This is a genomic window from Odoribacter sp. AF15-53 (assembly GCF_003479425.1).
Taxonomy (GTDB): Bacteria; Bacteroidota; Bacteroidia; order Bacteroidales; family Marinifilaceae; genus Butyricimonas.
Map to the genome: position 1 here is coordinate 367799 of NZ_QUHC01000005.1, position 22624 is coordinate 390422.

17 protein-coding genes are annotated in these 22624 nt (G+C 51.6%); 12 read left to right on the plus strand and 5 right to left on the minus strand.

Annotation, left to right across the window (positions count from 1 at the left end):
• Positions 1-7: 7 nt before the first annotated feature.
• The 8 genes from DWW52_RS13035 (at position 8) to DWW52_RS13075 (ending at position 8604) form a co-directional block, all read left to right on the plus strand.
• Positions 8-1495, plus strand: a complete 1488-nt coding sequence (locus DWW52_RS13035; protein ID WP_118715941.1) for a RagB/SusD family nutrient uptake outer membrane protein — start codon at positions 8-10, stop codon at positions 1493-1495.
• A 15-nt stretch (positions 1496-1510) separates the two neighbouring features.
• Entirely contained in the window at positions 1511-2308 is a 798-nt protein-coding gene (locus DWW52_RS13040) for a DUF4843 domain-containing protein (protein WP_118715942.1), read from the plus strand.
• A gap of 21 nt (positions 2309-2329) precedes the next feature.
• Positions 2330-3850: a PKD-like family lipoprotein gene (locus tag DWW52_RS13045; protein ID WP_158582593.1), complete on the plus strand. Its 1521-nt coding sequence runs from the start codon at positions 2330-2332 to the stop codon at positions 3848-3850.
• 741 nt (positions 3851-4591) lie between these two features.
• Positions 4592-5449, plus strand: a complete 858-nt coding sequence (locus DWW52_RS13050) for a helix-turn-helix transcriptional regulator (RefSeq protein WP_004294809.1) — start codon at positions 4592-4594, stop codon at positions 5447-5449.
• A gap of 105 nt (positions 5450-5554) precedes the next feature.
• Positions 5555-6415 (plus strand): RteC domain-containing protein, encoded by an 861-nt coding sequence (locus DWW52_RS13055; RefSeq protein WP_004303821.1) that lies wholly within the window; start codon positions 5555-5557, stop codon positions 6413-6415.
• A gap of 398 nt (positions 6416-6813) precedes the next feature.
• Positions 6814-7125, plus strand: coding sequence for a helix-turn-helix domain-containing protein (locus DWW52_RS13065; protein WP_004295488.1), 312 nt, complete (start codon positions 6814-6816; stop codon positions 7123-7125).
• Between the two features lie 3 nt (positions 7126-7128).
• Complete coding sequence (locus DWW52_RS13070; RefSeq protein ID WP_004295487.1) at positions 7129-7455, plus strand: helix-turn-helix domain-containing protein; 327 nt, start codon at positions 7129-7131, stop codon at positions 7453-7455.
• Between the two features lie 135 nt (positions 7456-7590).
• Positions 7591-8604 (plus strand): YhcG family protein, encoded by a 1014-nt coding sequence (locus DWW52_RS13075; protein ID WP_009125921.1) that lies wholly within the window; start codon positions 7591-7593, stop codon positions 8602-8604.
• Positions 8605-8667: 63 nt separating this feature from the next.
• On the opposite strand, the gene DWW52_RS13080 is transcribed toward DWW52_RS13075, so the two are convergent.
• The 5 genes from DWW52_RS13080 to DWW52_RS13100 form a co-directional block, all read right to left on the minus strand.
• Entirely contained in the window at positions 8668-14790 is a 6123-nt protein-coding gene (locus DWW52_RS13080; protein WP_118715945.1) for a helicase-related protein, read from the minus strand.
• The gene (locus DWW52_RS13085; RefSeq protein ID WP_004295482.1) at positions 14777-15226 is read right to left on the minus strand and encodes a DUF1896 family protein; all 450 of its coding nucleotides are present in this window, start codon (positions 15224-15226) and stop codon (positions 14777-14779) included. Before DWW52_RS13085 ends, DWW52_RS13080 begins: the two co-directional genes overlap by 14 nt.
• 143 nt (positions 15227-15369) lie before the next feature.
• Positions 15370-17469, minus strand: a complete 2100-nt coding sequence (locus DWW52_RS13090; protein WP_004303817.1) for a type IA DNA topoisomerase — start codon at positions 17467-17469, stop codon at positions 15370-15372.
• Positions 17470-17484: 15 nt separating this feature from the next.
• Positions 17485-17700 carry a hypothetical protein gene (locus DWW52_RS13095; RefSeq protein WP_004319199.1) on the minus strand — a complete coding sequence of 72 codons (216 nt, stop codon included), beginning with the start codon at positions 17698-17700 and terminating at the stop codon, positions 17485-17487.
• Positions 17701-17703: 3 nt separating this feature from the next.
• Positions 17704-19161: a DUF3945 domain-containing protein gene (locus DWW52_RS13100; RefSeq protein ID WP_117543497.1), complete on the minus strand. Its 1458-nt coding sequence runs from the start codon at positions 19159-19161 to the stop codon at positions 17704-17706.
• Positions 19162-19473: 312 nt separating this feature from the next.
• Here DWW52_RS13100 and DWW52_RS13105 point away from each other — a divergent pair, with 312 nt between their 5' ends.
• From DWW52_RS13105 to DWW52_RS13120, 4 genes are all read left to right on the plus strand, one after another.
• Complete coding sequence (locus tag DWW52_RS13105) at positions 19474-20592, plus strand: site-specific integrase (RefSeq protein ID WP_007565622.1); 1119 nt, start codon at positions 19474-19476, stop codon at positions 20590-20592.
• Positions 20593-20662: 70 nt separating this feature from the next.
• On the plus strand, positions 20663-21214 hold the full coding sequence (locus DWW52_RS13110; protein ID WP_117508533.1) for an ankyrin repeat domain-containing protein: 552 nt from the start codon (positions 20663-20665) through the stop codon (positions 21212-21214).
• Positions 21215-21262: 48 nt separating this feature from the next.
• On the plus strand, positions 21263-21793 hold the full coding sequence (locus DWW52_RS13115; protein ID WP_004295476.1) for an SMI1/KNR4 family protein: 531 nt from the start codon (positions 21263-21265) through the stop codon (positions 21791-21793).
• Positions 21794-21883: 90 nt separating this feature from the next.
• The gene (locus DWW52_RS13120) at positions 21884-22546 is read left to right on the plus strand and encodes a hypothetical protein (protein WP_133304539.1); all 663 of its coding nucleotides are present in this window, start codon (positions 21884-21886) and stop codon (positions 22544-22546) included.
• Positions 22547-22624 lie beyond the last annotated feature (78 nt).

Consider the following 22624-nt stretch of genomic DNA (forward strand, 5'->3'; position numbering starts at 1 on the left):
TGTGGATATGATACGAAAATTGAAATTATTGCTGTGCGTGGTGCTTGGCACCCTCACCTTGTCTTGTTCCGATTGGCTGAAAGTCAGTTCGGAGGATCGGATCATGGAGAATGACCTTTTCCGCACTTCCCGGGGATTCATGACCGCGTTGAACGGTGTTTATATAGACTTGTTGAATAGTAGTTTGTACGGGAGAACACTGACGTGGGGAATGACCGATATTTTGGCCCAGTATTATACCTGTCGGGAAAAAGATCATGCGTATAAGTCTTTGGCTGAGTTTGATAACGTGACAAAAAACAGTACGGTGAGTGGCTGCTGGAGCAGGGCGTACGCTTTATTGAATAACGTCAATACGATACTGGAACATTGTGAATCGGATCGTGACGTGTTGGATGATTCTTATTATCATGTGATAAAAGGCGAGGCTTTAGCTTTACGTGCCCTGTTGCATTTTGAATTGTTCCGGATATTCGGTCCGAGTTATAGCAAGGACAAGGAAAGCGTGTGTATACCTTATGCGATGACTTCCGAGACGAAAGTGAATCCTTTACTCCCGGCGAAAGAGGTTGCCCGGCTGATCATGGAAGACTTGAAAGGTGCCGAGGATTTATTGCTCGGGTATGATCCCGTGATTGAAACCGGTGGTGCGTGGGGCGATGAACCGGATGGGGGTGCGAACGATATGCGTTATCGTTCCATGCGGCTAAATTATTATGCCGTGCAGGCTTTAATGGCACGGGTGGCACTTTATTGCGGGGAAAAGGACGTGGCCTGGGAGTATGCGGATAAGGTAATTCGCGGTATACACGAGGGACATGAATGGTTCCCTTTCGTGACCCGGGAAGAGGTGGTTACCGCGGATAAGGAAGATCGTGTTTATCAAAGCGAGATAATATTTGGTCTCTATAACCTGAAAAGGAAAGAAGGTGTGTACGAGATCGGTTTCGGGGCCAATTTAAAACAGGGGAGCGTGTTGCGTATAGATAAAGAGGTTATGCAAGATCTATACGAGGGTGATGATAACGATTACAGACTTTCCTACTGGTTTGGGGAAATGGTTGATCCGGATAATAATTCATACCCTCACGTGATTAAATACATGGAGGTGGATGATAAGGACCCGAAAACGGAAGTAAGTAAAGGATATCGTTACATCATGCCCGTGATCCGGGTATCCGAGGTGTATCTCATCGCGGCAGAATGTTGTCCGGACCCGAAAGAGGGTCGCGACTACCTGAATGCCGTGAGAGCGGCTCGTAACGTGAAAAACATCCCAGCTGAAGTGGACTTGATAACAAGCATCGAGCGGGAATACAAGCGGGAGTTTGTGGGGGAAGGACAATTGTTCTGGCTCTATAAACGGAAAGGAAAAACGGAGATTGCCTCCGGGGTAAAACAGGGAGAGGCTGTTGCCATGGAAGAACGCTTTTATCTGTTTGATTTGCCGCAATCGGAGCGGGATTATAGAAAAGAAAACGATCTTAAGAATTAATTTAAATTTCTTCGTATGAAAAAATATATATTTTTATTGTCAGTCGTTCTGTTATTTCTTGCATGTGAGAAAGAGATGATGGATTACGAGGGAAAAGACGGGGTATATTTTTCAGTCCAGGAAGTGCCGCCCAGTTTGTACGGGAATCCGGAAATCTGGGCACATGTCGACACGACCTTGATCCCCTTTTCCTTGCTATTGGAGAACGATAGTACGGTGAGATTGAAAGTGCGGGTGATGGGACAAGTTGTGAATTATGATCGTTATTTTACGGTGACGGTTGTCGATTCATTAACTACCGCCTTGGTGGGAGAGGATTACGCGCCTCTAGAAGAACGGTACGTGATTGCTGCCGGGGAACGTGACGGTTACGTGGAATTTACCGGACATCGTCAGGCAAAGATGTTGGATTCTACTTATTACGTGACGTTACGATTAATCGAGAACGAGTATTTCTCGTTGCCCATGAATATTTGGCGGCCCTTGGAAAACAAGGATTACACGAAAGAGGAACAGGATGTGATTCGTCACGTGGTAGGACTTTCGGATGAGGTCTTCATGCCGAAGGCGTGGACCAAGAATTATTTTGGGCCTTATTCCAAGAAGAAGATCAAGTTATTGTGCGAGATGTTCGGGTTGCAGATGTCCGATTTTGACAACGTGATCACCATGGATATGGAGAGACAGCGGACTTATGCCCAAGGGTTGGATAAATACCTGAAAGAGATGGAGGCGAAGGGAGAAACCGTTTACGAGGATGAGAAGGACAAGGAGGGGAATCCGGTGAAAATGGCGGTAGGACCTTTAGTTTAATAATGTTGAACAATGAAAGTTATGAAAAAGGAAATAGGTTTACTCGCGCTATTGGCGATATGCTTATGCACGGGATGTTATGATGATAAAGGGAATTACGATTACCATGAATTTAACGAGATAACGATCGAGGATAGCGGTTTTGACACCGCCTATATCCTCACGTCGTTCGTGGACACGCTTAAGATTTCACCAAAACTGAATTTCAAGCTGGGAGAAAGCAAGAACCTGACATTCGAGTGGGTTGCTCGCTCGAATGGTATTAATTTCCCCGAGTATCCTATTGGGAATGAACGTGATTTGGTGTATCCTGTAACTCTGCCGACGGAAACATACACGTTGTTTTTCAAAGTAAAAGATACATTAAACACGATGGAATACTCGAATGCTACGGTGATGCAGGTGCAGGATTTGTTAACCAGTGGTTGGGTCGTGCTCGGAGAGAACAGCAACGGGGAGGCTCAGATGGATATGATTACTTTTTCCGTGGACACGATGGTGTTGAAGGATATTCTGCATGATAGCGGACTACCCGTTTTGAGGAACCCGGAGAAAGTTTGGGTTGTTGATAATTACACGAACAACATGATCCATGTGTCAACGGGAGACGGCACCTATCGGTTAACCCGGGATGATTTTAAAGGAGGTGATCACACGCATTTGAAATATAATTTTTTTGATCCCGGACTTTTGGAACATTACGTTCTTCAGGATGTGGCTCAAGTAAGTGGGTATAACAGGGCTGCGATTATTGATAACACCTTGTTCCATAATGGTTTTTTGATCTCTAGTGCCGTTTTTCAGAATCCGGCAAATCACTACCAGGGGAGTTATGATCTTTTTACTATCGGAAATAAGATCGCTTATAATCCTAAGGGCATGGTGTTTATGTATGTTGTTTATAATAACGACGAAAAACGTTTTGTTTATACAGGAGGAAGGGCTTACGCATCTCCTGCGGGATATTGTGATACATTGAAAGATACACGGGATGATATCGGGATTTTTTCTTGGAAGACGGGATTGGATTATGTTACCAACATAAGCAGTCGTTTCTTGGATGGTTATTCGTATACCATATTAACCGATGGGGCAGGGGATTATTATTTGTATTCTTATTTGCTTAAATATGAGTGGGGTATGGATAAGATGGTTAAGAATAAAAGGTATCTTCTGGATAAAGCCACGGATATTGATAAAGCGAAGTTCTTCGGGGCTAGCGCCCAGCGATCCTATCTGATTTATGCCACGGGTTCAAAGTTATACACGTATGATTATATTGCAGAAAAGGTGAAGTTGATTGAAGATTTCGGGGATCAGGAAATAACCTTGCTGCACTATGACATTTTAATCGATACGCGGGCTGGTGATGATTTCTTTTACGTGGGGACCTATGACCCGTCAAAACCGAAAGAAACGGGAGGAACATTGACACGGTACAAGGTGGTTAACGATCCTAACAATATTATCATAGAAGAGGTTCCGGGATTCAGTTGGTCCGGATTGTGCAAGATCAAGAGTATTGATTTTAAAAGATACTAATGTAGTTGTTTGATATATCGGGAAAGCACCATTTGAACGTGGTTTACACGGGAGAATGGTGCTTTTTATTTTTGCTTCAATACACGGTAATTGATAGAGTGATAGTTGTTTGTTAATGTAGAGTTCAATAATGACTACTTGGTTATTAATTGATGACTACTTGAATAGTACCTTCATGAAGCTTATAGATACTTTATAGAAACCTTATATGAAGCTTATATTAAATAAGCTTTATAAAGTGTATTTATAAATTATTGAAAATATAGTTATAGGTAGTGATACAGTAGTCAGTAGGTATTAAGGACAAATCCAGTATTGAACTCTTCATAAATTGGCAATGATATCTGTACGAAAATTTGTATTGGTCGATGAAAGGCAACGTGTTTACAGATATTTTTGATATATTTGATGTAGTCTGAAGGTATTTAATTGACTACAAATAGATTAAAAGAAACTCGCATGAGAATGGGCAACGGATAAGAAATTGGTAAAGTGCTTTGATACACTATATTTCTCATGCTGTCAAACAACTCTTATTTGTTTGCAAATATAATATTATTGCAGGTAATAATCAAAAATAACGAGGTTTATTTTCATTTTTACCTGCTGATATTTGTTCCGGATTATCAGATGCGATATATTTGTAATTAGGATTCGTACCGTGTTCCAAGCGGTTCATAAGTAACGACTTGCGGAGTTTTGGCAACAAGGGGATGCGGCTCCGTTTTATAGAAATGACTTATGCAAACCGACTTATCCATTTACAACAGTCTTCGCCCTTCCTTTATAGAAGGCGTTCACGCCGTGAAGTTCAATGCTTTGTCGGCGGTCATATCGCGTTACCGGGATTATGCCCGCAGTTCCGAACAAATAAAAGCGTACTCGGGAGATTCTCTGCTGATGCGGGACATCGCCTCCTTGCTTGACGAAGCACCCCGTCCCATAACGAGGGAATACCAGGATTTCACCCCGTTCCTGCTTCTTCTGATGCTTTCGGAGGAATTTCATGTCGTCCATTACGTCGAGCGTCTTGTAACGTGGTATTTCGGCTACTGTTGTGTCGATGAACTGCGGACGGTTTGCACCATTCTGTCCGAGTGTTCCTACCCGCATCACGACACGCTGCGGCTGCGGTTCAAGAATTACCTGCGTGAAGCCCGTAAGACATTGGGTATGCCCGTTGAATGTAACGCTGCTGTCATGCTGAAAATGCTCGACGCCTCTTATGAACATCTCACTCCCGCCGATGTCGGGGAGTTCGAGGAGCTGTTGCACCTGGGGGACGATTACGAGTTCATCTCCCGTGTCAAATCGAATTATCTTGCCTCGGATAACGTCACGGAACTCGCCGGGGTTTGCGGGTATTCCAGCACGATTACCTTCCGCCGGCGTTTCCAGCGGGTTTTCGGCTGCTCGGCCTCCTCGTGGTTACGTCAGCGCCGTATCGAACGTATCGGGGAGTTGTTGCGGACGACACACTACACGTTGCAGGAAATAGCCTACATGTGCGGTTTCTCCGCCCAATCCCACTTTACGGACTTTTGCAAGCGGAATATGGGGAGCAATCCCACTTCCATCCGCCAGGAAGGTCGGATCTGACATTAAAATCGGCTCCGTGATAAAAAAACGAAGAGAAAGATAAAAATCGTAATCCGCCGGTTTTTCGATTCGCTAACTTTATACGCGAAAGTAACAAGACGGATTATGATTGCATTTATAGAAAAATTAAACAGCGAAGTCCTGCGGAGTATCGAACGTATCGAATCGCGGGATACCGACGTGTTGAAAAAGTCGCTTGAAGCGTCACGTGTCCTGGGAGAAGCGTTCGACCGTTTGAAACAATATATCATCGGCTACCGTTTTCAAAACGATGACGAGGAAATAAAGTTCTTCAAAGAAATCAAACCTCGTCTTTTTTGCCGTCTGATCTATTACCGCAAGCTCTACAATATCGAGATGAACCGTCCGGTAGGAAGTATCGAGGCACAACGGGAGTACCTGGACGCCCATGTTCGGGCCATCAACGCGTACACGCAGAAACGCCTCGACTTTATCCGCTATTTCCGCAGCGGCGCTACACACCTGGACAGCCTCTATTTCCTGCGCGGGCAGACCGACACGGAGCAATACCTGGAAACCTTCTACTATGAACTCGACCCGCAGTTTTCGACAAACGCGGATTTCAAGGTGGCGAAAATCCTGGCCAACGATATGTTGTCGGTTTATCTTATGGGCGAATTGGAATCACTGGAGAGCACGAACCTCCGGAACATGGTTCTGCCATTGTCTGACGTGCGTCCGACATGGCAGGACTCGAAGACGGATCTGACGGAACTTATTTACCTGCTCGACAGTAAAGGCTGTTTCGGCAATGTGCCACTCACGCAACTTGCCAGCTACATTTCCAACGCTTTCAACGTACACCTCGACATGAACCTTTCGAGGACATTCTGCGATATGAAAATCCGAAACAACCCGACACCGTGGCTTGACAAGGCGAAAGAGGCCCTGCTTAAACGTATGCAGACGTGGAAGCGAAACAAGAAAAACGGCAATTCCGAGTAGAACATGAACCGGTAAAGCACTCTATTCCTTATAGAAACACTGATAATCAGCGTTGTATATAACAAAAGAACCGAGGTCGGTTTTCCCCCGTAACTCTCGAAAGGAACTTTCCCGAACGCCCGTATTTGCACCCGTATAAGGAGCCGATACGGGTGTTCCGTTGTGGCCCCGTCCGGATTAGAACACCGTTAAGCGTTGAATCACAGTATGCTATCGCATTTCTGCCAATAAAAATACCGAGTACGGGCCGCGGATTTCGGTAAAAAACACTGCCTTCTTCACCGCATGAACCATTGAGAATCAGTTCACTGCAAATTATCAAAAAAAAGTCGTACCGACCTCGTTTTAAGCTGTCCATATAAGCCCGACCTTTGTAACAGACTAAAAAACAAAGAAGTATGAAAATCATAGTGATCGGTTCGCGAGCCTATAACGAGCTTGTCGGGCGTATAGAGAAAATAGAGGCTGCAATCGCCTCTCTCCCTGAAAAGGGGCGTGCATGGAATAAGGAGTATATAAACGACGAATGGATGGACGGCGAGCAGGTCTGCCGTTACCTGGGCATCAGCGGGCGTACCCTTCAACGCCTCCGCTCGGATCACGTGATCACCTATTCGGCCATCAACCGGAAGCTGTATTATTCCCTCACGGAAATCCGCCGTGTGCTGAAGGAGCGTTCCGTGCGGCGCAAGAACCAACCAAAGGAGTAGGCCATGTTTCTGGACAAGGAATATTTCGACGGATGGATGCAGCGGCTCTCGGAACGGCTGGAACGTATCGAGAAGCTGTGCGCGGGGGACGTGGAGCAACCGCTTTCCATCCTGCCTGACGGGGAGCGTCTTCTGGACAATTACGACCTGTGCCGTATGCTCAATATCAGCAAGCGCACACTCCAGCGTTACCGCACCTCGGGAGAGCTGCCTTACGAGATGATCTATCACAAGACCTTCTACCGGGAATCGGACGTCCTGCGGTTCATCGAGCGTAACTTCAGTAATTTCCGCAAGCTGAAAAAGGATCGTCCTGCCGGTTCCGGTTAGGCCCTGTCCCGAGAGTCCGGCGTCATGGAAAAACGCGGAGATACATGGAATAAGGCACGACATGACGGTGCAACCGCTCGATATTTGCCGTAAAATCAGTATGTTTGCACTTGGAAGCCTATATAATAATGAACAATGAAAGAAACAGATAAAATACATCCTGCCGACAAAGGGGAGGAAGAGCTGCTGCATAACGTGCGCCATATCTTGCAGGAAGCGCGCGCAAAGGTGATACATCATGTCAATTCGACCCTCGTGAGGGCTTACTGGCAGGTAGGGAAATACATAGTGGAGTACGAGCAGCAGGGAACCGACCGTGCCGGATATGGCAAGGCTGTCATCAACACCCTTTCCAGGCGGCTCGTGGCGGAGTTCGGAAACGGGTTCACGGCCACCAACCTGCGGTACATGAGGCAGTTTTACCAGTGCTACCCGAAATATCACACGCTGTGTGATAAATTGAGCTGGTCGCATTGCCGCACGCTTCTCAAGGTGTCGGGCGATGCCGCCCGTGATTTTTACCTGCACGAGTGCGTCAAGGAAAACTGGAGTGTCCGGCAGCTCGACCGCCAAATCAACACGCTTTTCTATGACCGCCTGCTGGCCAGCCGAGACAAGAAAGCCGTGAAAGAGGAAATTTCCCGTACCGAACCCGGGCGTGTCGAACCCAAAGAGATCATCCGCGACCCGTATATCCTGGAGTTTCTCGGGATCCCGCAGGGAGAGCATTTTCTGGAAACCGATCTGGAGCAACTGCTCATCAGCCGCTTGCAGCGCTTGATGCTCGAACTCGGGAAAGGCTTCGCCTTCGTCGCGCGACAGAAGCGTATCTCCTTCGACGACAAGCATTTCTACATCGACCTGGTCTTTTACAATTACCTGGCCCGTTGTTTCGTTTTAATAGACCTTAAATCCGGGGAGCTGACCCATCAGGATTTGGGGCAGATGCAGATGTATGTCAATTACTACACCCGTGAGTTGATGAATCCCGGGGATAACCCTCCGGTGGGTATCGTTCTCTGCGCGGAGAAAAACGACGCGGTCGTCCGTTACACGCTGCCCGAAGATGAAAAGCAGGTCTTCGCCGCCCAGTACATGACCTATCTTCCCACGCAGGAGGAGCTGCAAACACTCTTGCAGGAAGTGTGACAACAACGCTCACGGGCATATGAAAAAAGCCGACGGAAATCTGTACTTCCGTCGGCTTTTCGTTTACATCTTGATCCCTTTCTTCGCAGGGCCGTTCTCCGGCGGGCTGCCCACGCCCGCGATGACGATGCGCCCCCCGGAGGCGTCGGCAATCTGCCGCAGCCGGGAAGGAATACGGGTCGCCGTGTTGTCTTTCCCCGGGAGTTCTTCCGCCGTGTCATGCCGTTCCCGGCACACGTCGTTATCCTCCTCCGCCTCCTTTCCCTCGCTCTCTTCTATCGGTTTGAGGCTTTGCTGTATCCTGCGGTCTATTTCCGTCAGGTCAGCTTTTAGGGCCGTCAGTTCGGGCTCCTTGCGCCAGGAACTTTCCACCACTTCCCGCAGGACGGGAATATCTTTCTCCAGTTCCTCATTCTTTTTCCGGAATTTCTCCAGTGTCGGCTCGATGGTCGCGAGCGCGTGGATGAAGTTCATCGCCGCCAGTCGCGGGTCGGAGGCGATATTCCCGTAGTTATACTGGTATAGATAATCCCCTTCACCCCGGACATAAAAACGGTTCTGCACCAGGTCGAGCCCGTCTTTCCCGGTCGTTTCGCTCTGGACGAGCAGCTCGAACCCGTAGAGGCTCCCGATGGGTTCGAGCCTGTCGAGCGTGCGTGCCGTTTCGGCGATATGGTTGAGCTGTTTCCCGATGAGCTTGGGGTCGGAGGTTTCCAGCCCGTTCAGTTTCACGGGATTGCGGTACGAGCCGTCCTCGTTGAACTCGACGCGGGCCTTGAAGTGTTCCAGATCCTTGCCGATACGCCGTATCAGGTCGTTGTTCTTCTCTATCTTCTCCGTGATCTGCTCCAGCTTGTAGCGGCTCGATGATTTGCCGCGCACGAATGCCTGGCGTTCGCTTTCGAGCGTGGCGATCTTCTTCTCCAGGCGGGCCTTGTCCAGCAGGTCTGTATTTCCCGAGAGGACGGCTACATACTCGGAAAAATTCATGCCGCTTTTCTCGTCGATGGCCCCCTCGTCGATGGTACGGCTTCCCATGTTGTTGGTCTTGAGCTGGCGGATGAACAGTTGCTTGTTGTGCAACAGCCCGAACTTGTAGGCGTCGAGCGACTTCTCGACGGCGTATAATATCACGTCCACCTTGTTGTCGGCATGGAGTTTGGCGATCTCGTTCCCGGTGCGTATTCCCCGCCCGTCGCGCTGCTCCAGGTCGCTGGGACGCCAGGGGCAGTCCAGGTGGTGTATCGCCACGCAGCGTTTCTGCGCGTTCACTCCCGTCCCGAGCATCTCGGTCGATCCGAAGAGTACGCGGATTTTTCCGGCGTTCATACCGGCGATCATCTCCTTGCGCGCTTTTTCCGAGGTCGCCTCCTGGATGAACCGCACCTCGCTTTGGGGTATGCCGTAATCCTCCGCGAGTTTACGCCGTATCTCGGAATAGACGTTCCACCCCGCTCCGGGTTTGTAGGTTCCCAGGTCGGAGAATACGAACTGCGTACCTTTGTACGCCTCGAAACGGCGGTAGTAACCGGCAATCATACGGGCGCAGTGGCTCGCCTTGTTGTCCACGTGGTCGCTGTATAGTTCGGGGTCTATCATACGCATATCGAGCGACATCTTGCGGGCGTAGTCTGTGGCAATGAGCATTTTCGCCTTTTCCTCCCGCTCCGAGAGCGGCAGGCGGCCCAGGAGCGTGGCATCGCCCGATTTGGCGAATTGCACCAGCCGTTCTATGAACTCCGTCTGCTGGGGTGTCGGCGGGATATTGTGCAATATCTCGTTCTTTTGCGGTCGGTCGATCCCTATATCCTCCGCCGAGCGGTAATCTGTAATCTCGGAGTAGAACATGGCCAGTTCGGGAACCTTGATGAAATATCGGAACCGTTCTTTCTGCACGACCTCGTTGGTCACGGAAAACTCGTAGTCGATGGTTTTCTTGGCAAATATGGCCGCCCAGGCATCGAAGGTGCGGATATTCTGACGCTCCAGTTCCTTCGGGCGCAGGTACTTGAAAAGCAGGTACAGTTCCGTGAGCGAGTTGGAGATGGTCGTTCCCGAGAGGAACGTCGCCCCCAGGTCGCGGCCCGTGCGCTGCTGTATGGTACGCAGCGCGAAAAGCATGTTGAGCGCCCGCTGCGACCCCTCGGGATTTCCGAGGCCCGCCACCCGGTCATGCCGGGTCGTGAAAGTCAGGTTCTTGAATTTGTGGCTCTCGTCCACGTAGAGGTGGTCGATACCCATGAGGCGGAAGTCCACGGCGTCGTCCTTGCGTGTTTCCAGCGCGTGCGCCACCTTCTGCAACTTGGCTTCCAGGTTGGCCTTGCGTTTCTGACACCCTTTCATCATGGCGCGGGAAACGTCCCTGCCTTGTGCTTTGAGCACTTCGAGGTTCTCCTCCACACAGTCCAGCTCGGCCTGCAATATCTCCTGCTGTATCTCCGGGGACTGGGGTATCATGCCGAACTGTTCGTGCGAGAGGATCACGGCGTCCCAGTCGTTGTTGCGTATCTCCCGGAAGATGCGCTCACGCTTCCGGGGCGTGAAATCCTCCTTGCCCGGGTAGAGGACTTTGGCCATCGGGTAAGCGGTGCAGAACGTCCGGGCTATTTCATGGATGTTGGCTTTCAGCCCGATAATCATGGGTTTATTGGCCAGCCCGAGGCGTTTCTTCTCGTAGGCCCCGCAGCACATGATAAGGGTCTTTCCGCCGCCCACCTCGTGGTCGATTATCCCGCCGCCGAGCAGTTTGTCCATCCATATCGCGTCCTTCTGGCTGTCATACAGTTTGTCGATTCCCAGCCCCTTGAGGTCGAGGTCGGGGAATTCCTGGTGCGTCCCGTCGTACTTCGGGCGCACGTAACAGTTGAAAGTACGGTTATAGAGGTCTGTCAGGCGGTCTTTGAAGTCGGACGACTGCTCGCGCAGCCATTCGGGGAAAGCACCCCGGATCTCATCTATCTTGCTGTTGGCGAGCTGTATGGCCTCCCCGTCACGCACTTTGACCTCCCGCCGTTCTCCGTCCACCCATTTGAGGACGGTCTTGGTGATGTCGGGCGAAGTGTTTTGCAGGGCGTGTTTCAAAAGGTGCAGGCCGTTGTACTTACGGGTCTGCGCGCTGACGGCATACTGCTCCGTGATCTTCACGTTCGTCGCTTCCGCCTTCACGCCGTACTCGTCCAGGTTGGAGGCGAAGGTGATCTTCACCTCCGTATCGAAGAGCGAGGAGGCGAAACGCTCGTAAACACCTTTTGGAATCCACCGTTCGCCCAGGTTGAAATCCAGGTCGTCGAAAGCGATGGGTTTGGGCGTCGCCTCGCGCAGAGCCTCCAGCGATTCCCGGGCCGGGGCGTGGTCGGGATTCTCCCGCAGGAACGCCTCGATCCGTTCGGCTTTCCCGATGACATTGCCGGCGATGAACTTGTCGGCAACCTCGTAGCCGTCCGTTTCCGGGTTGTAATAGATACGTCCTTTCAGTTCCCCGAGTATTCCCTCCACGGTAGTTCCCGTGAGCGAGGCCATGTAGTGCGGTTCCACCCGGCCGTACTTGTTCAGGCTGGCCACAAGGGCCTCCGAAGCGTCGTCGGCGTGCGTGATCTCATCGGGATTGAAGGCCACGGGACGCTCGAAGATGTCGGCTTTGCGTGCCTTGCCGTCGATGTAACGCTCCAGCGACAGAATCTCCGTCCCCCGCGCGTCCATCTTGATCAGGTCGAGGTTGCGTTTGTCATTGAGCCGTCCGAAGCGTTCGGTGAAATTGTCGTAAAGCCGGTTGAGCATCTCCCGCAGGGCGGGGTTCGCCGTCAGCGTTTCCGCCTCGTTGTTATAAAGGTGGTAATAGGCATCGCGTATCTCGATATACATGGAGGCTTTCGTCCGTTGTGCAGGCGTGAGTTCCAGCGGGTGGAACATGGGTTGCAGGGATTCAGTCTCCCGCAGGTAGCCGACCCGGTTTTGTCCGTCCGTGACGAGTGTTCCCTCGCGGAAATAGGGGGCGACCTCCCCCTCGAACGGTCGGGGTTTCATATCCGCCTCCCGTATCTGCGGCATTTCTTTACCGGGTTCTTCCTCCTCTGGATTGTCCGGCGTGTCGAACAGGCCGCCCGTTCTCGGCGTACCGGCGGCTTGTTTCCGTTTGCCTTTCGGGGCTTCCGTCGGGGGGCGTACCGCCTGCCGTTCCCGCTGTTCCGGGGTTTCCTGCTGCCGGGCGCTTTGTCGGCGCAATTCCGCCCTCCGTTCCGGGGTAAGCGACATCATCATCTCGTAAAAGCCGTTGATCGGCGGGTTGTCCTCCCAGTTCAGGGAGGCATACAAGTCTTCGGGATCACGCTCCGGTGGCGTCGTTTTCGGCATTTCGCTCTTCTGTTCCTCCGGAGAGGAGGCCGGGGCGAATAATGAGGGTTGTCGGGGCGTCTTCCGCTTTGCTCCCCGGCGGCTGTTCCTTTTCTTGGATATACCGAGTTCTGCCTGCCGCCGCTCCTCGGCGCTGAAGCCGAACAGATCGTAGAGCGTCAGCAACGGTTCCTGCTGCACATTTACCGGTTCGGCAGCTTGGGTGGCAGGTACGGGAGCCGCCGTTTCCACCGTGTCGAAAAGCGACCCGGCGAAGCCCTCCCGCGGTTTCGGTTCCGTTATTCCGCCCACGTGCTGCACGGGAGTATCTGCCATGCCGAAATCTTCGGGTTTCGGCGGGTGCTGCTCCCACAAGCGATTCTCCCGCTCTTTCGACCAGGCCCCGAAGTCGGCCAGATCCTCCCCGGTCGGTTCTCCGGCGGGTGTGGCAGCAGAATCCGGTAACACTTGTCCGGGTTTGTTTTCGATTCGGGTAATCTCCCCGGTTTCGGTATCGACATGGTAGCCCTGTGCCGCCATTTCGGCGACGACGCGGCGTTTTTCCTCCTCTTCCCGCTGCTGCTGAAGGTTACGGGCATCGGCGATAATCTCCTTGACGATTTCTCCGGCAAGGCGGGGCTCGTGTCTTTCGGCACGCTGGCGTTCCGCCTGACGGGGACGGGACAATTCCCGCTCCGGTGTACCGGGTGTCTGTTCCGGAGCATGTTCCAGGCAATAACTCTCGTTGAAATGCCGGTTGAAATCCTCCGAGAGCATACGCCGCATCTCCCGGTCGATGCCGTCCACGCCCTCCGCGTGGGTGAACTCCATCGCCGGTTTGCCGTAGGGGTCTTTGCCTACTTTGGCCTCGGTATGGATCACCCTGTCGAACGACTGGAAAAGGTTGTTTATCCGGATGCCGTTCGACAGCTTGCGGGATTCGATGAAATCCTGCTGCCGTTCGGACAGTTCCCCCGTGGCGGCTTTCTTTTGCAGGATAACCAGGTCGCTGCCGACCTCCGTCCCCGCGTGTTCTGTAAAGAGGTTGTTCGGCAGCCGGATGGCCGATACGGGCTCGCAGCGGTTCATCAGCCACTCGCGCACGGGGCGTCCCTGCTCGGCGTTCAATACTCCCTGCGAGGTGATGAATGCCACCAGGCCGCCCTCGCGTACCATATCGACGGACTTCATGAAAAAATAGTTGTGCAGCGCCCGTGTGCCTTGCCGCCGCACGGGGTCGGTATGGGTGGAGAAGAACGGGTCGAAGAGCGCCACGTCCCCGAAAGGGATGTTGCTCACGGCCACGTCGTAGTAACCGGCGTATTTGGGTTCGATGCGCTCGAATCCCTGTACCCGCACCCGTTTTTCGGGGTGCAGGTGCTTCAGGATCAACCCCGTGGCGGGGTCTTTCTCGAAGCAGGTGATCTCCGCATAGGGGGCGTGGAAATCCACGGCACTGACGAAAACCCCCGTTCCCGCACTGGGGTCAAGAATACGTTTGGGGACGATCCGCGTGTCCCATATCGCCTCCACGATGGCGTCTGCCACTTTCGGGGGCGTGTAAAAAGCCGTCAGGACGGAGTTCTTGATCCCGTCCATGTAGCGCTTGTATTCCCGTTCGTCGGGGGTGTTCGCCCTGATGACCTCGTGCAACTCGGCCACGAGCGTTGCCATGCCGTCCTTGTCCGGTTTCCCGGTGGGGTTTTCCAGCACTTCCTTGATGGCGCCGAAGCCGCTGTATGCGCCGAGTGTCCTTTCTTCTTCGGGAGTCGGCGCCCGCCGTTCCCTGTCGAGCGTGAAGGCCGTCTTCAGCGCGTCGATATTCTGGCGGAGGTGGGTTTTCTTATTGAATGCCATCTTCGAGAAGTATTTGGACGGTTCCCGTCAGTTCGGTATAGAACAGTTCGTAGTCGGGCGTGTCGGCGAAGTCGTCCGTGAGGTCGTACTTCTCCAGCACCCCGCGGCAGAGGGGCAGCAGGCGTAGAGCCGCCTGCCGGGCGGTATCCTCGGGAATCTCCGCCTCGAATTCCCTCCAGAGGATGTTTACCAGCGTGTTGTAGGGTGAAAAGTGCAGTCCGCGGCAGAGTTCCTCGCGGGCAATTTCTTCGGCCTCGATGTGGTTGCAGCCCGAACGGATCGCCTCGCTGTACGCTTGGGCGGCGCTGTCGGCCCGCTCGGCGATGAACTCACTTTCGGCGATGAGTTCCGGGTGGCTGTCCTTGAGGTAGGATAGTAACGAAAGTCCGTAATAGGACAATTCCCCCGTGGGGGTATGGTGTTGCTTGTCTGGCATGATAAGAATTTTTAGTGGTCGTTGATAATCGGGGAAGAGAAAGGCGCCCCGGGTTCCCACCCGAAGCGCCGACCACTGAAAAAATCCTTATCAAACAAGCGTATCTCGTTATGACAGGTCTTTTCCAGTGGCAAAGGTAACGATTATTTCCGTTTGTTCCTCTTTCCCTGCCTGGGAGTATCGCGCGGTTCGAAAACGAACGAGGTCTTGAACTGGTCATCGAGCGTGAGGGCCGCGTCGAACGTCCCGCCGCCGTTTTTGACGAATCCCCGGATCGTGCCGGTTTTGCCTTTGGTCAGCAGTTCCGCGAGCTGCTTGTCGGTCAGCTCCTTGCGGGCCACGGTTCTCCATACGGTCAGGCCGCAATCGGGATTCTGGCACTTGGCGAGTTTGGGATAGAACACCACGGGCCTGCCGCAACGCGGGCAGGCTGTGTCACTCTCCGCGCCGTCGATTCTTGCTTCCAGCAGTTCTTTGGCGATTTGCGAGGCGAAGACCTCGATACCGCGATGGAACGTCGGGGCGTCCATCTCCCCGGTGGCGATCTTCGAGAGGGCCAGTTCCCAGCCGCCCGTCATGGCGACATCGGCGATCTTCTTGTCCCTGACCACGGCATACACGGCCAGTCCCTTGTCCGTGGGTACAAGCGACTTTTTCTCTCGCCTGACATACTCGCGGGCAAAGAGCGTTTCGATGATGGCGGCACGGGTGGCGGGCGTGCCGATGCCGGCATCCTTCATCGCCTCGCGTTCGGCCTCGTCGGACAGTTCGCGTCCGGCGGTTTCCATCGCCGCCAGCAGGCTCGATTCCGTGTGAAGGGGGCGCGGCCGGGTCTGTTTCTGTTCCGTGCCGCATCCTTTGACGGGCAGCTCGTCGCCTTGCACGATGTCGGGAAGGAGGGTCATGTCCTCCTCTTTCTCCTCGACAGGTTCATTCAGGACGGCCCGCCAGCCCGTCTCGACCATGATACTGCCGCGGGCCGTGAAATCATGCCCCGCGCTTTGCAGGGTAAGGGAAGTGTTTTCTTTCACGCAGGCCCCGGAAAAGGTTTCGAGCATCCGCCCCGCGACCATCTCATAGACGATGCGGTGGTCGGCATCCAGTTCGGAGGGGAGGTTCTCGGTGGGAAGCAGCGCGTGGTGGTCGGCGATCTTTTCGTTGTCCACGCTTCGGCGGGAGAGAGATGCGGTATCCATCAGGCCCGCGTATTCCGCGAAACGGGGATAGCGTGTCATGTTCCCGATGAGTGCCGGAATCTCCTCGGCCACATCTTCCGATATATAGCGTGAGCCGGTACGGGGATAAGTGATGAACTTCTTCTCGTAAAGCGACTGGGCGATGTCGAGCGTTTTTTCTGCCGAAAAACCATACCGGCTGTTGGCCTCTTTCTGGAGTGTCGTCAGGTCGTACAAGAGAGGCGGCTGTTCCCTGGCCTCCTTGCGCTCCACGTTCACGACGCGTACCGTTCGGGCGCCGATAACCTCGGCGCGGGCTGCTTCCGCCTTCTCCCTGCCGTCGAATTTCTCCGTGGAGAGGACGGTGAACTCCGTGCCCTCCTTTGCCGTGGAGAGCTTCAGCCGGAAATAGGTGGCGGGCTTGAACGCCTTGTTCTCCAGGTAACGGGAGCAGATGATCGCCAGCGTGGGGGTCTGCACCCGTCCGAGCGACCAGACGCCCCGCCCGGCAGCCACGGCAAGCGCTTGCGAGGCGTTGATACCGACGATCCAGTCGGCTTCGCTGCGGGCTTTGGCCGAGAGGTAAAGGTTGTCGTATTCGTTGCCAGGGCGGAGGTGTTGTAACCCCTCGCGGATGGCCCGGTCGGTCAGGCTGCTGATCCATAACCGCACGAAAGGGGTGCGGCATTCCAGGTAAGAGTAGATGTAGCGGAAGATCAGCTCCCCTTCACGCCCCGCGTCGGTCGCGACGATGATGCGCTCGGCCATGCCGAACAATTCCCGGAGAATACCGAGCTGCTTCACGACACCCGGGTCGGCCTTATACTCTTTACCCTCCCGAACCTGCCGGGGCAGGAGGATGAACGATGATGGCAGGATAGGCAGGTTTTCCCGGCGGAAACCCGCGATGCCGTACTGTTGGGGCATTGCCAGCCCGACCAGGTGGCCGAAGGCCCAGGTTACGGCGTAGCCGTTTCCCTCGATAAAACCGTCTTTACGGTTCGTGGCTCCCACGATGGCGGCGATCTCACGCGCCACCGAGGGCTTTTCTGCGATAATTACTTGCATGATGATTCGGATTTTTCAGTGGTTGTTTTCTTGTAGTTCTTCTTCTTTCTCTTTTTCCGGACGGGCGATCAGCCGGCGGTCGTAATAGACATGGTTGCCGTTCCCGTCGTAATACTGCCGTCCGTCGTCCGCCTCCTCCGGGGGGCTGCGTTTACCCGGCCGGAGGTACAAGGCGGCCAGCGCCGCGATCAGGAGCGGCATGGCTCCGGCCTGCATGTAGAACCATTTCATACGTTATACCTTGACACCTTTGGAGTTGCTCTTTTTGCTGCTGCGGTAATTTTTCTTCTGCGTCGGGGTGGCTTCCTGCTGTCCCTGCTTGAGCGGCTCTTTCACACCTTTGACCGCTTCGACGGTCTTGCCCTCGGAATTGACGGCGACCTGGGTACGGCTTTCAACGGCGGGTTTGACCTCCGCTCCCTGCCGTTTCGCACGGTCGGGATTCCAGCGGAAGAAGTCCATCTTGTTACGCTCGAAGTTGGGCTTGACCCAGGCGTTGAACGGCTCACCCTGCCCGTCCTTGACCATGCCCTTGATGTAGAAAGCCTTGACATCCGCCCGCTTGGAGGGATCATTCACCGCTTCCGTCCACTGGTCATAAGCCTCTTTGGGCACGGAGGCTTTGAGGATTGTCCGGTGAATCGTGAGCGTGGGCTGTCGTTCGGAGGCCGTAGTTTCCTGCCGTCCGTTTTTCTCGGCGGCCTTCTGGCGGTAAATCTCCTTGTTCTCCTGGGCGTAGCGGTTGCGATCCAAACCGTCGTAGGTAAAGGAATAGTTACGTTCGGCCGCGTCGATTTGGATATAGGCATCCCGCTTATAACCCGCGCGGGTGGTATATCCTTCGAGCAACACCTTGCCGCCGCCGTAGAAATCCATCTGCTTGCCTTCCGAGAGGTCGGCCTCCTTGATGCGGGCACGTTTTTCGAGTAACGAAACGGGCATGGGTTCCAGCGTGTTCGTCCATTTGTCTATCGACACGTAGCAGGGCGTGAGCTTGCCCGGCTCCAGCTCCAGGTCGATCACTTTCCCGGCGTGGCGGGTGTTCATCAGGTTCGTTTTCGCCTCCTCGTCGAGCAGCACCCCGTGGAAGGGGGCGTCGAGGTCGGGCCGTTCCTGCCAGTAATGCGGCACGACGCGCAGCGAGCCGTCCGCCTGCTCTTCGAGCGACACGCGCCCTTTGGTGGAAACACGCATCCCGTTCTCCAGTTCGGGGTTCATCTCCACCAGCCCGTTGGATTTATGTCCGTAAGACATGGCTTTCAGGTGCGGCTCGATGTCCTCCATGCGGATACCTTTCTTCTCCATATCCGCCAGGTCTATCTTCGTGACGTCCAGCGGCTCGAACTGCCGCTGCTCCTGCGTCTGAAGCCGTTCGGAGGGGTCGATACGGTAATTTTCCAGAATCTCCGGGTCGAAGTCGATGCGGATAAGTTTGTTCAGGGCATTCTCCGTCATGACGAAGATACCCGTGTGGACGGGGTTCTGGGCCTGTTCCATGAACTTTTTGAAGAAGGCTTCGAGGGCTGAATCCTGCGTGTTCACGTTCAGCAGGCTCGCCACATTCTGATCCGTGGGGTCGGTGGTCTGGATATTGCCGTCCCGATCCACGCCGGTAACGGCTTGCAGTCGTCCGTCGTCGGCATTCTGAACGAGCATGACTTGTTTAGCGTCGTTCTTTACGTTTTCGTCCATAATTACGAGTGTTTTTAGTTAGCACCAATAGCGATGCGGGAACGAAAGTAAGGGGAACCGGCTGAACGTAAAAGAGTTGGAAAGGCTATGGAAGCATCGGGCACAGAAGTGGCCGCTTGTGGCGCAGGGCAGAGGAAATCGGAGAAACGGAGTGCCGGGAAGGACGGATTTGGCAGAGGGTATTTTCGTGGCTCCTCACCTTATTGTCAGGTAGTCGGGATCTATTGTTAAATGTCAATAAAGCGCATGGATAACCCGTGTTTTTTTATAAATTTGCGAAAACGGGTTTCAATATCCGACAAAACGTGAGGCATGGAAATATATACCCCAAAAACCAAGATCAAACTTTCTCCGGTGATAAGAAACGGGAGAGAATTTGTCGAAGTGACTTTCGGTAATGACAATGACATCCGCTTGTCGCTGTCGAAGGAAGAAAACGTACTGCTTGTCGGCGGCAGGGCTTATCTGCCGGCAGAAGATTTCGTGCTTGCCGAGTTCTTCGACCGCTATGTGAAAATGGCGTTTATAGACTATTCTGCCATCAAGGAAACCGCCCCCCGTAAAGAGGAAGACAAACGGCCGCCACTGCCGGAAGGCTATCTGGAAAAACTTCAGCAAGTGCGTTACAGTGACCATACCGTAAGGGTATATACCTCCTATTTCCGCGATTTCCAACAGCATTTCGAGGGGCGTAAGATTGAAACGGTTACCCCCGGCGAGATAAACGACTACCTGCTGTATCTCATCCACGAGAAAAACATATCCTCCTGCCAGCAAAACCAGCGTATCAACGCCATCAAGTTCTATTACGAGAAAGTTCTCGGTCAGGAACGGCGGTGTTACAAGGTGAACCGTGCCAAACGGGAGAAGACGCTGCCCGACGTGTTGAGCAAGGAGGAAATAAAGAAGATACTCGACGCGACGGTGACAGACCTGCGCTTCTTCTGCATGTTCTCCATACTCTATTCCGCAGGATTGCGCATCAGCGAACTGCTGGAACTGAAACCCGGCGACATCAACGAATCCCGCTCCCTGATACGGGTGCGGCAGGGTAAAGGAAAAAAAGACCGCTACACCCTGCTATCAAAACCGTTGATGAAAAAGCTGACGGAATATAACAGACTATACAAACCGAAAGTGTGGCTTTTTGAACACAGACCGGGCGAACCTTTCACCGAGAGTATCGTGTCGAAACGGCTGAAGGCAGCGGCCCGGGAAGCGGGAATCACGAAACGGATTTATCCGCACCTGCTGCGCCATTCGTTCGCCACCCACTTGCTGGAGCAAGGAACCGACATCAAGATTGTGAAAGAGCTTATGGGACATAACAACATCAAGACAACGGAAAGGTATGTCCACATAGCCGACACTTTCAAAAGCAATATCAAAAGCCCGTTGGACGATCTGTTGATGGAGGAAGACGAGGTCTGATACTTAAAGAAAATAACAGCCAAATCGGCTGATAGTATAACGTTAACATCCCAATTAAAAGCATGAGAAAATGACTAATTATTTTGATGATAAACAATTATATCCACTATTGTTTCAGAATGACTTTTCAAAGATTCTGTCTTTCCTTGAAAAGTATGGGCTAAATAGCGTGGATAGAAATGGCAGGAGTTTTTTAATGAATTGCATAGCTGAAGGGAAAAATGATTTTGCTTATAAACTTATAGAATTAGGCGCAAATTTAAATCATCAAGATGCGAGTGGGGCATCCCCTTTATTTGCAGCAATTTGGGCATATAATATAGAAATGATAGTTTCTTTACTTGATAATCCAAGCGTTGATAAAAATATAACGGATAATCAAGGAAGAAATGCACTTCGGATAGCATTACAATATCATCCCGAAGATTGTGAATTAATGATAAGATTTATACGTGCTGGTGTAAACCCATTTTCATGCGACAACAATGGCGTATCATTTTATGATCTACTTCAAAAATACGCTTCGGGTAGTATAACTAAAGGAGGACGCAAGTTGAATGTGAAACCAATTATTATTGAAATAGAGAATGGGATGTTAACAAACAGCAAACCGACTGAATAAGCGGAACGCTGCCGGACATTATGTGCCACAAAAAAAGAAAATGAGAATATGAAACAAGAATTTGAAGGTTTTGATTTTACAAACTTTTGGGATGATAATTACTATGCCCGCAAGGAGTATATCAGTGATGCCCCAACTGATGAATTGATAGCTGATGTAGAGAAAGAATTAGGATACAAGTTGCCAGCTTCCTATATATGGCTGATGAAGCAGCATAATGGAGGCATCCCTTTCAATACATGCTTCCCTACTGATTCACCCACAAATTGGGCTGAAGACCATATTGCTATAACTGGCATTTACGGTATAGGTAGGGAAAAGGACTATTCACTATGTGGAGAAATTGGCAGTCAGTTTATGATTGATGAATGGGGATATCCGGAAATAGGTGTGGCTATTTGTGACTGTCCGAGTGCTGGGCATGATATGATTTTCTTGGATTATCGAGAATGTGGTCCATTCGGAGAACCAAAAGTTGTGCATATCGATCAAGAATCAGATTTCAAAATAACTACATTAGCAGAAAATTTTGAGGATTTTATACGAGGGCTTGAAAATGCTGAGAAATATGAGGAATAGTAAGTAAGGCACATAACAAGCGGAAGAATCTCCCTAAATGGTCGATTATCCGCCGAACATTATCCGCTTAGAAACTAATACAATATGAGCATGAAATATTATCCAAAAGGATGGCATACTTACAAGTTCTTGGTTACATCGCAAGAATTGAAAGACATTTTGCGAGGATTTCACATTGTGATATACAACCGTAGAGTACCTGCGGATTATATAGAAAGTAACTTTGCAAATTTTGTAAGGGATTACGAATCTTTTTACCGTTTACTAACGTCCGGTGAAAAAATCGAGCATATTGTAATCGACAATTTGCTCACGGGCTTTTCAAACAATCTAAGTAAGTGTGCGTATAAAGCCCCCTTTCAAGATTCAAATGATGGATTATGGTATAAAACAGAGGATTTCATAGAGCCTTGCGTCGGGTTCAATCTATTTGCCTTCTATCTTGATGAAGAACATAAGTTACAAACCAAATTCAGTTACATAAATTTTCCAGAGAATATAATGGGGGTTCAATTAGAGTACCCTAAGAAAATATATTCAATAGAGGAAAATAGAGAAATACTATGTAACGAATTGGAAAATTATAATGACGTGTACCAAGTGGTAGTAGAAAGGATAAAGCAATTATGTAGAAATCTGACGATTACAATAGGTGAAAATGTGTATAGAACTAAGGTGAAAATAAGTCCTACCGCACTAAAAGATATTGAAGGAAGTCATTTTATAAAAGTAAATAATTGTATTATTAAATAAAGCGCATAACAAGCGGATTAATCTCCCTAACAGTCGATTATCCACCAAACATTAGTGTCATATAAAATTATAATGAAA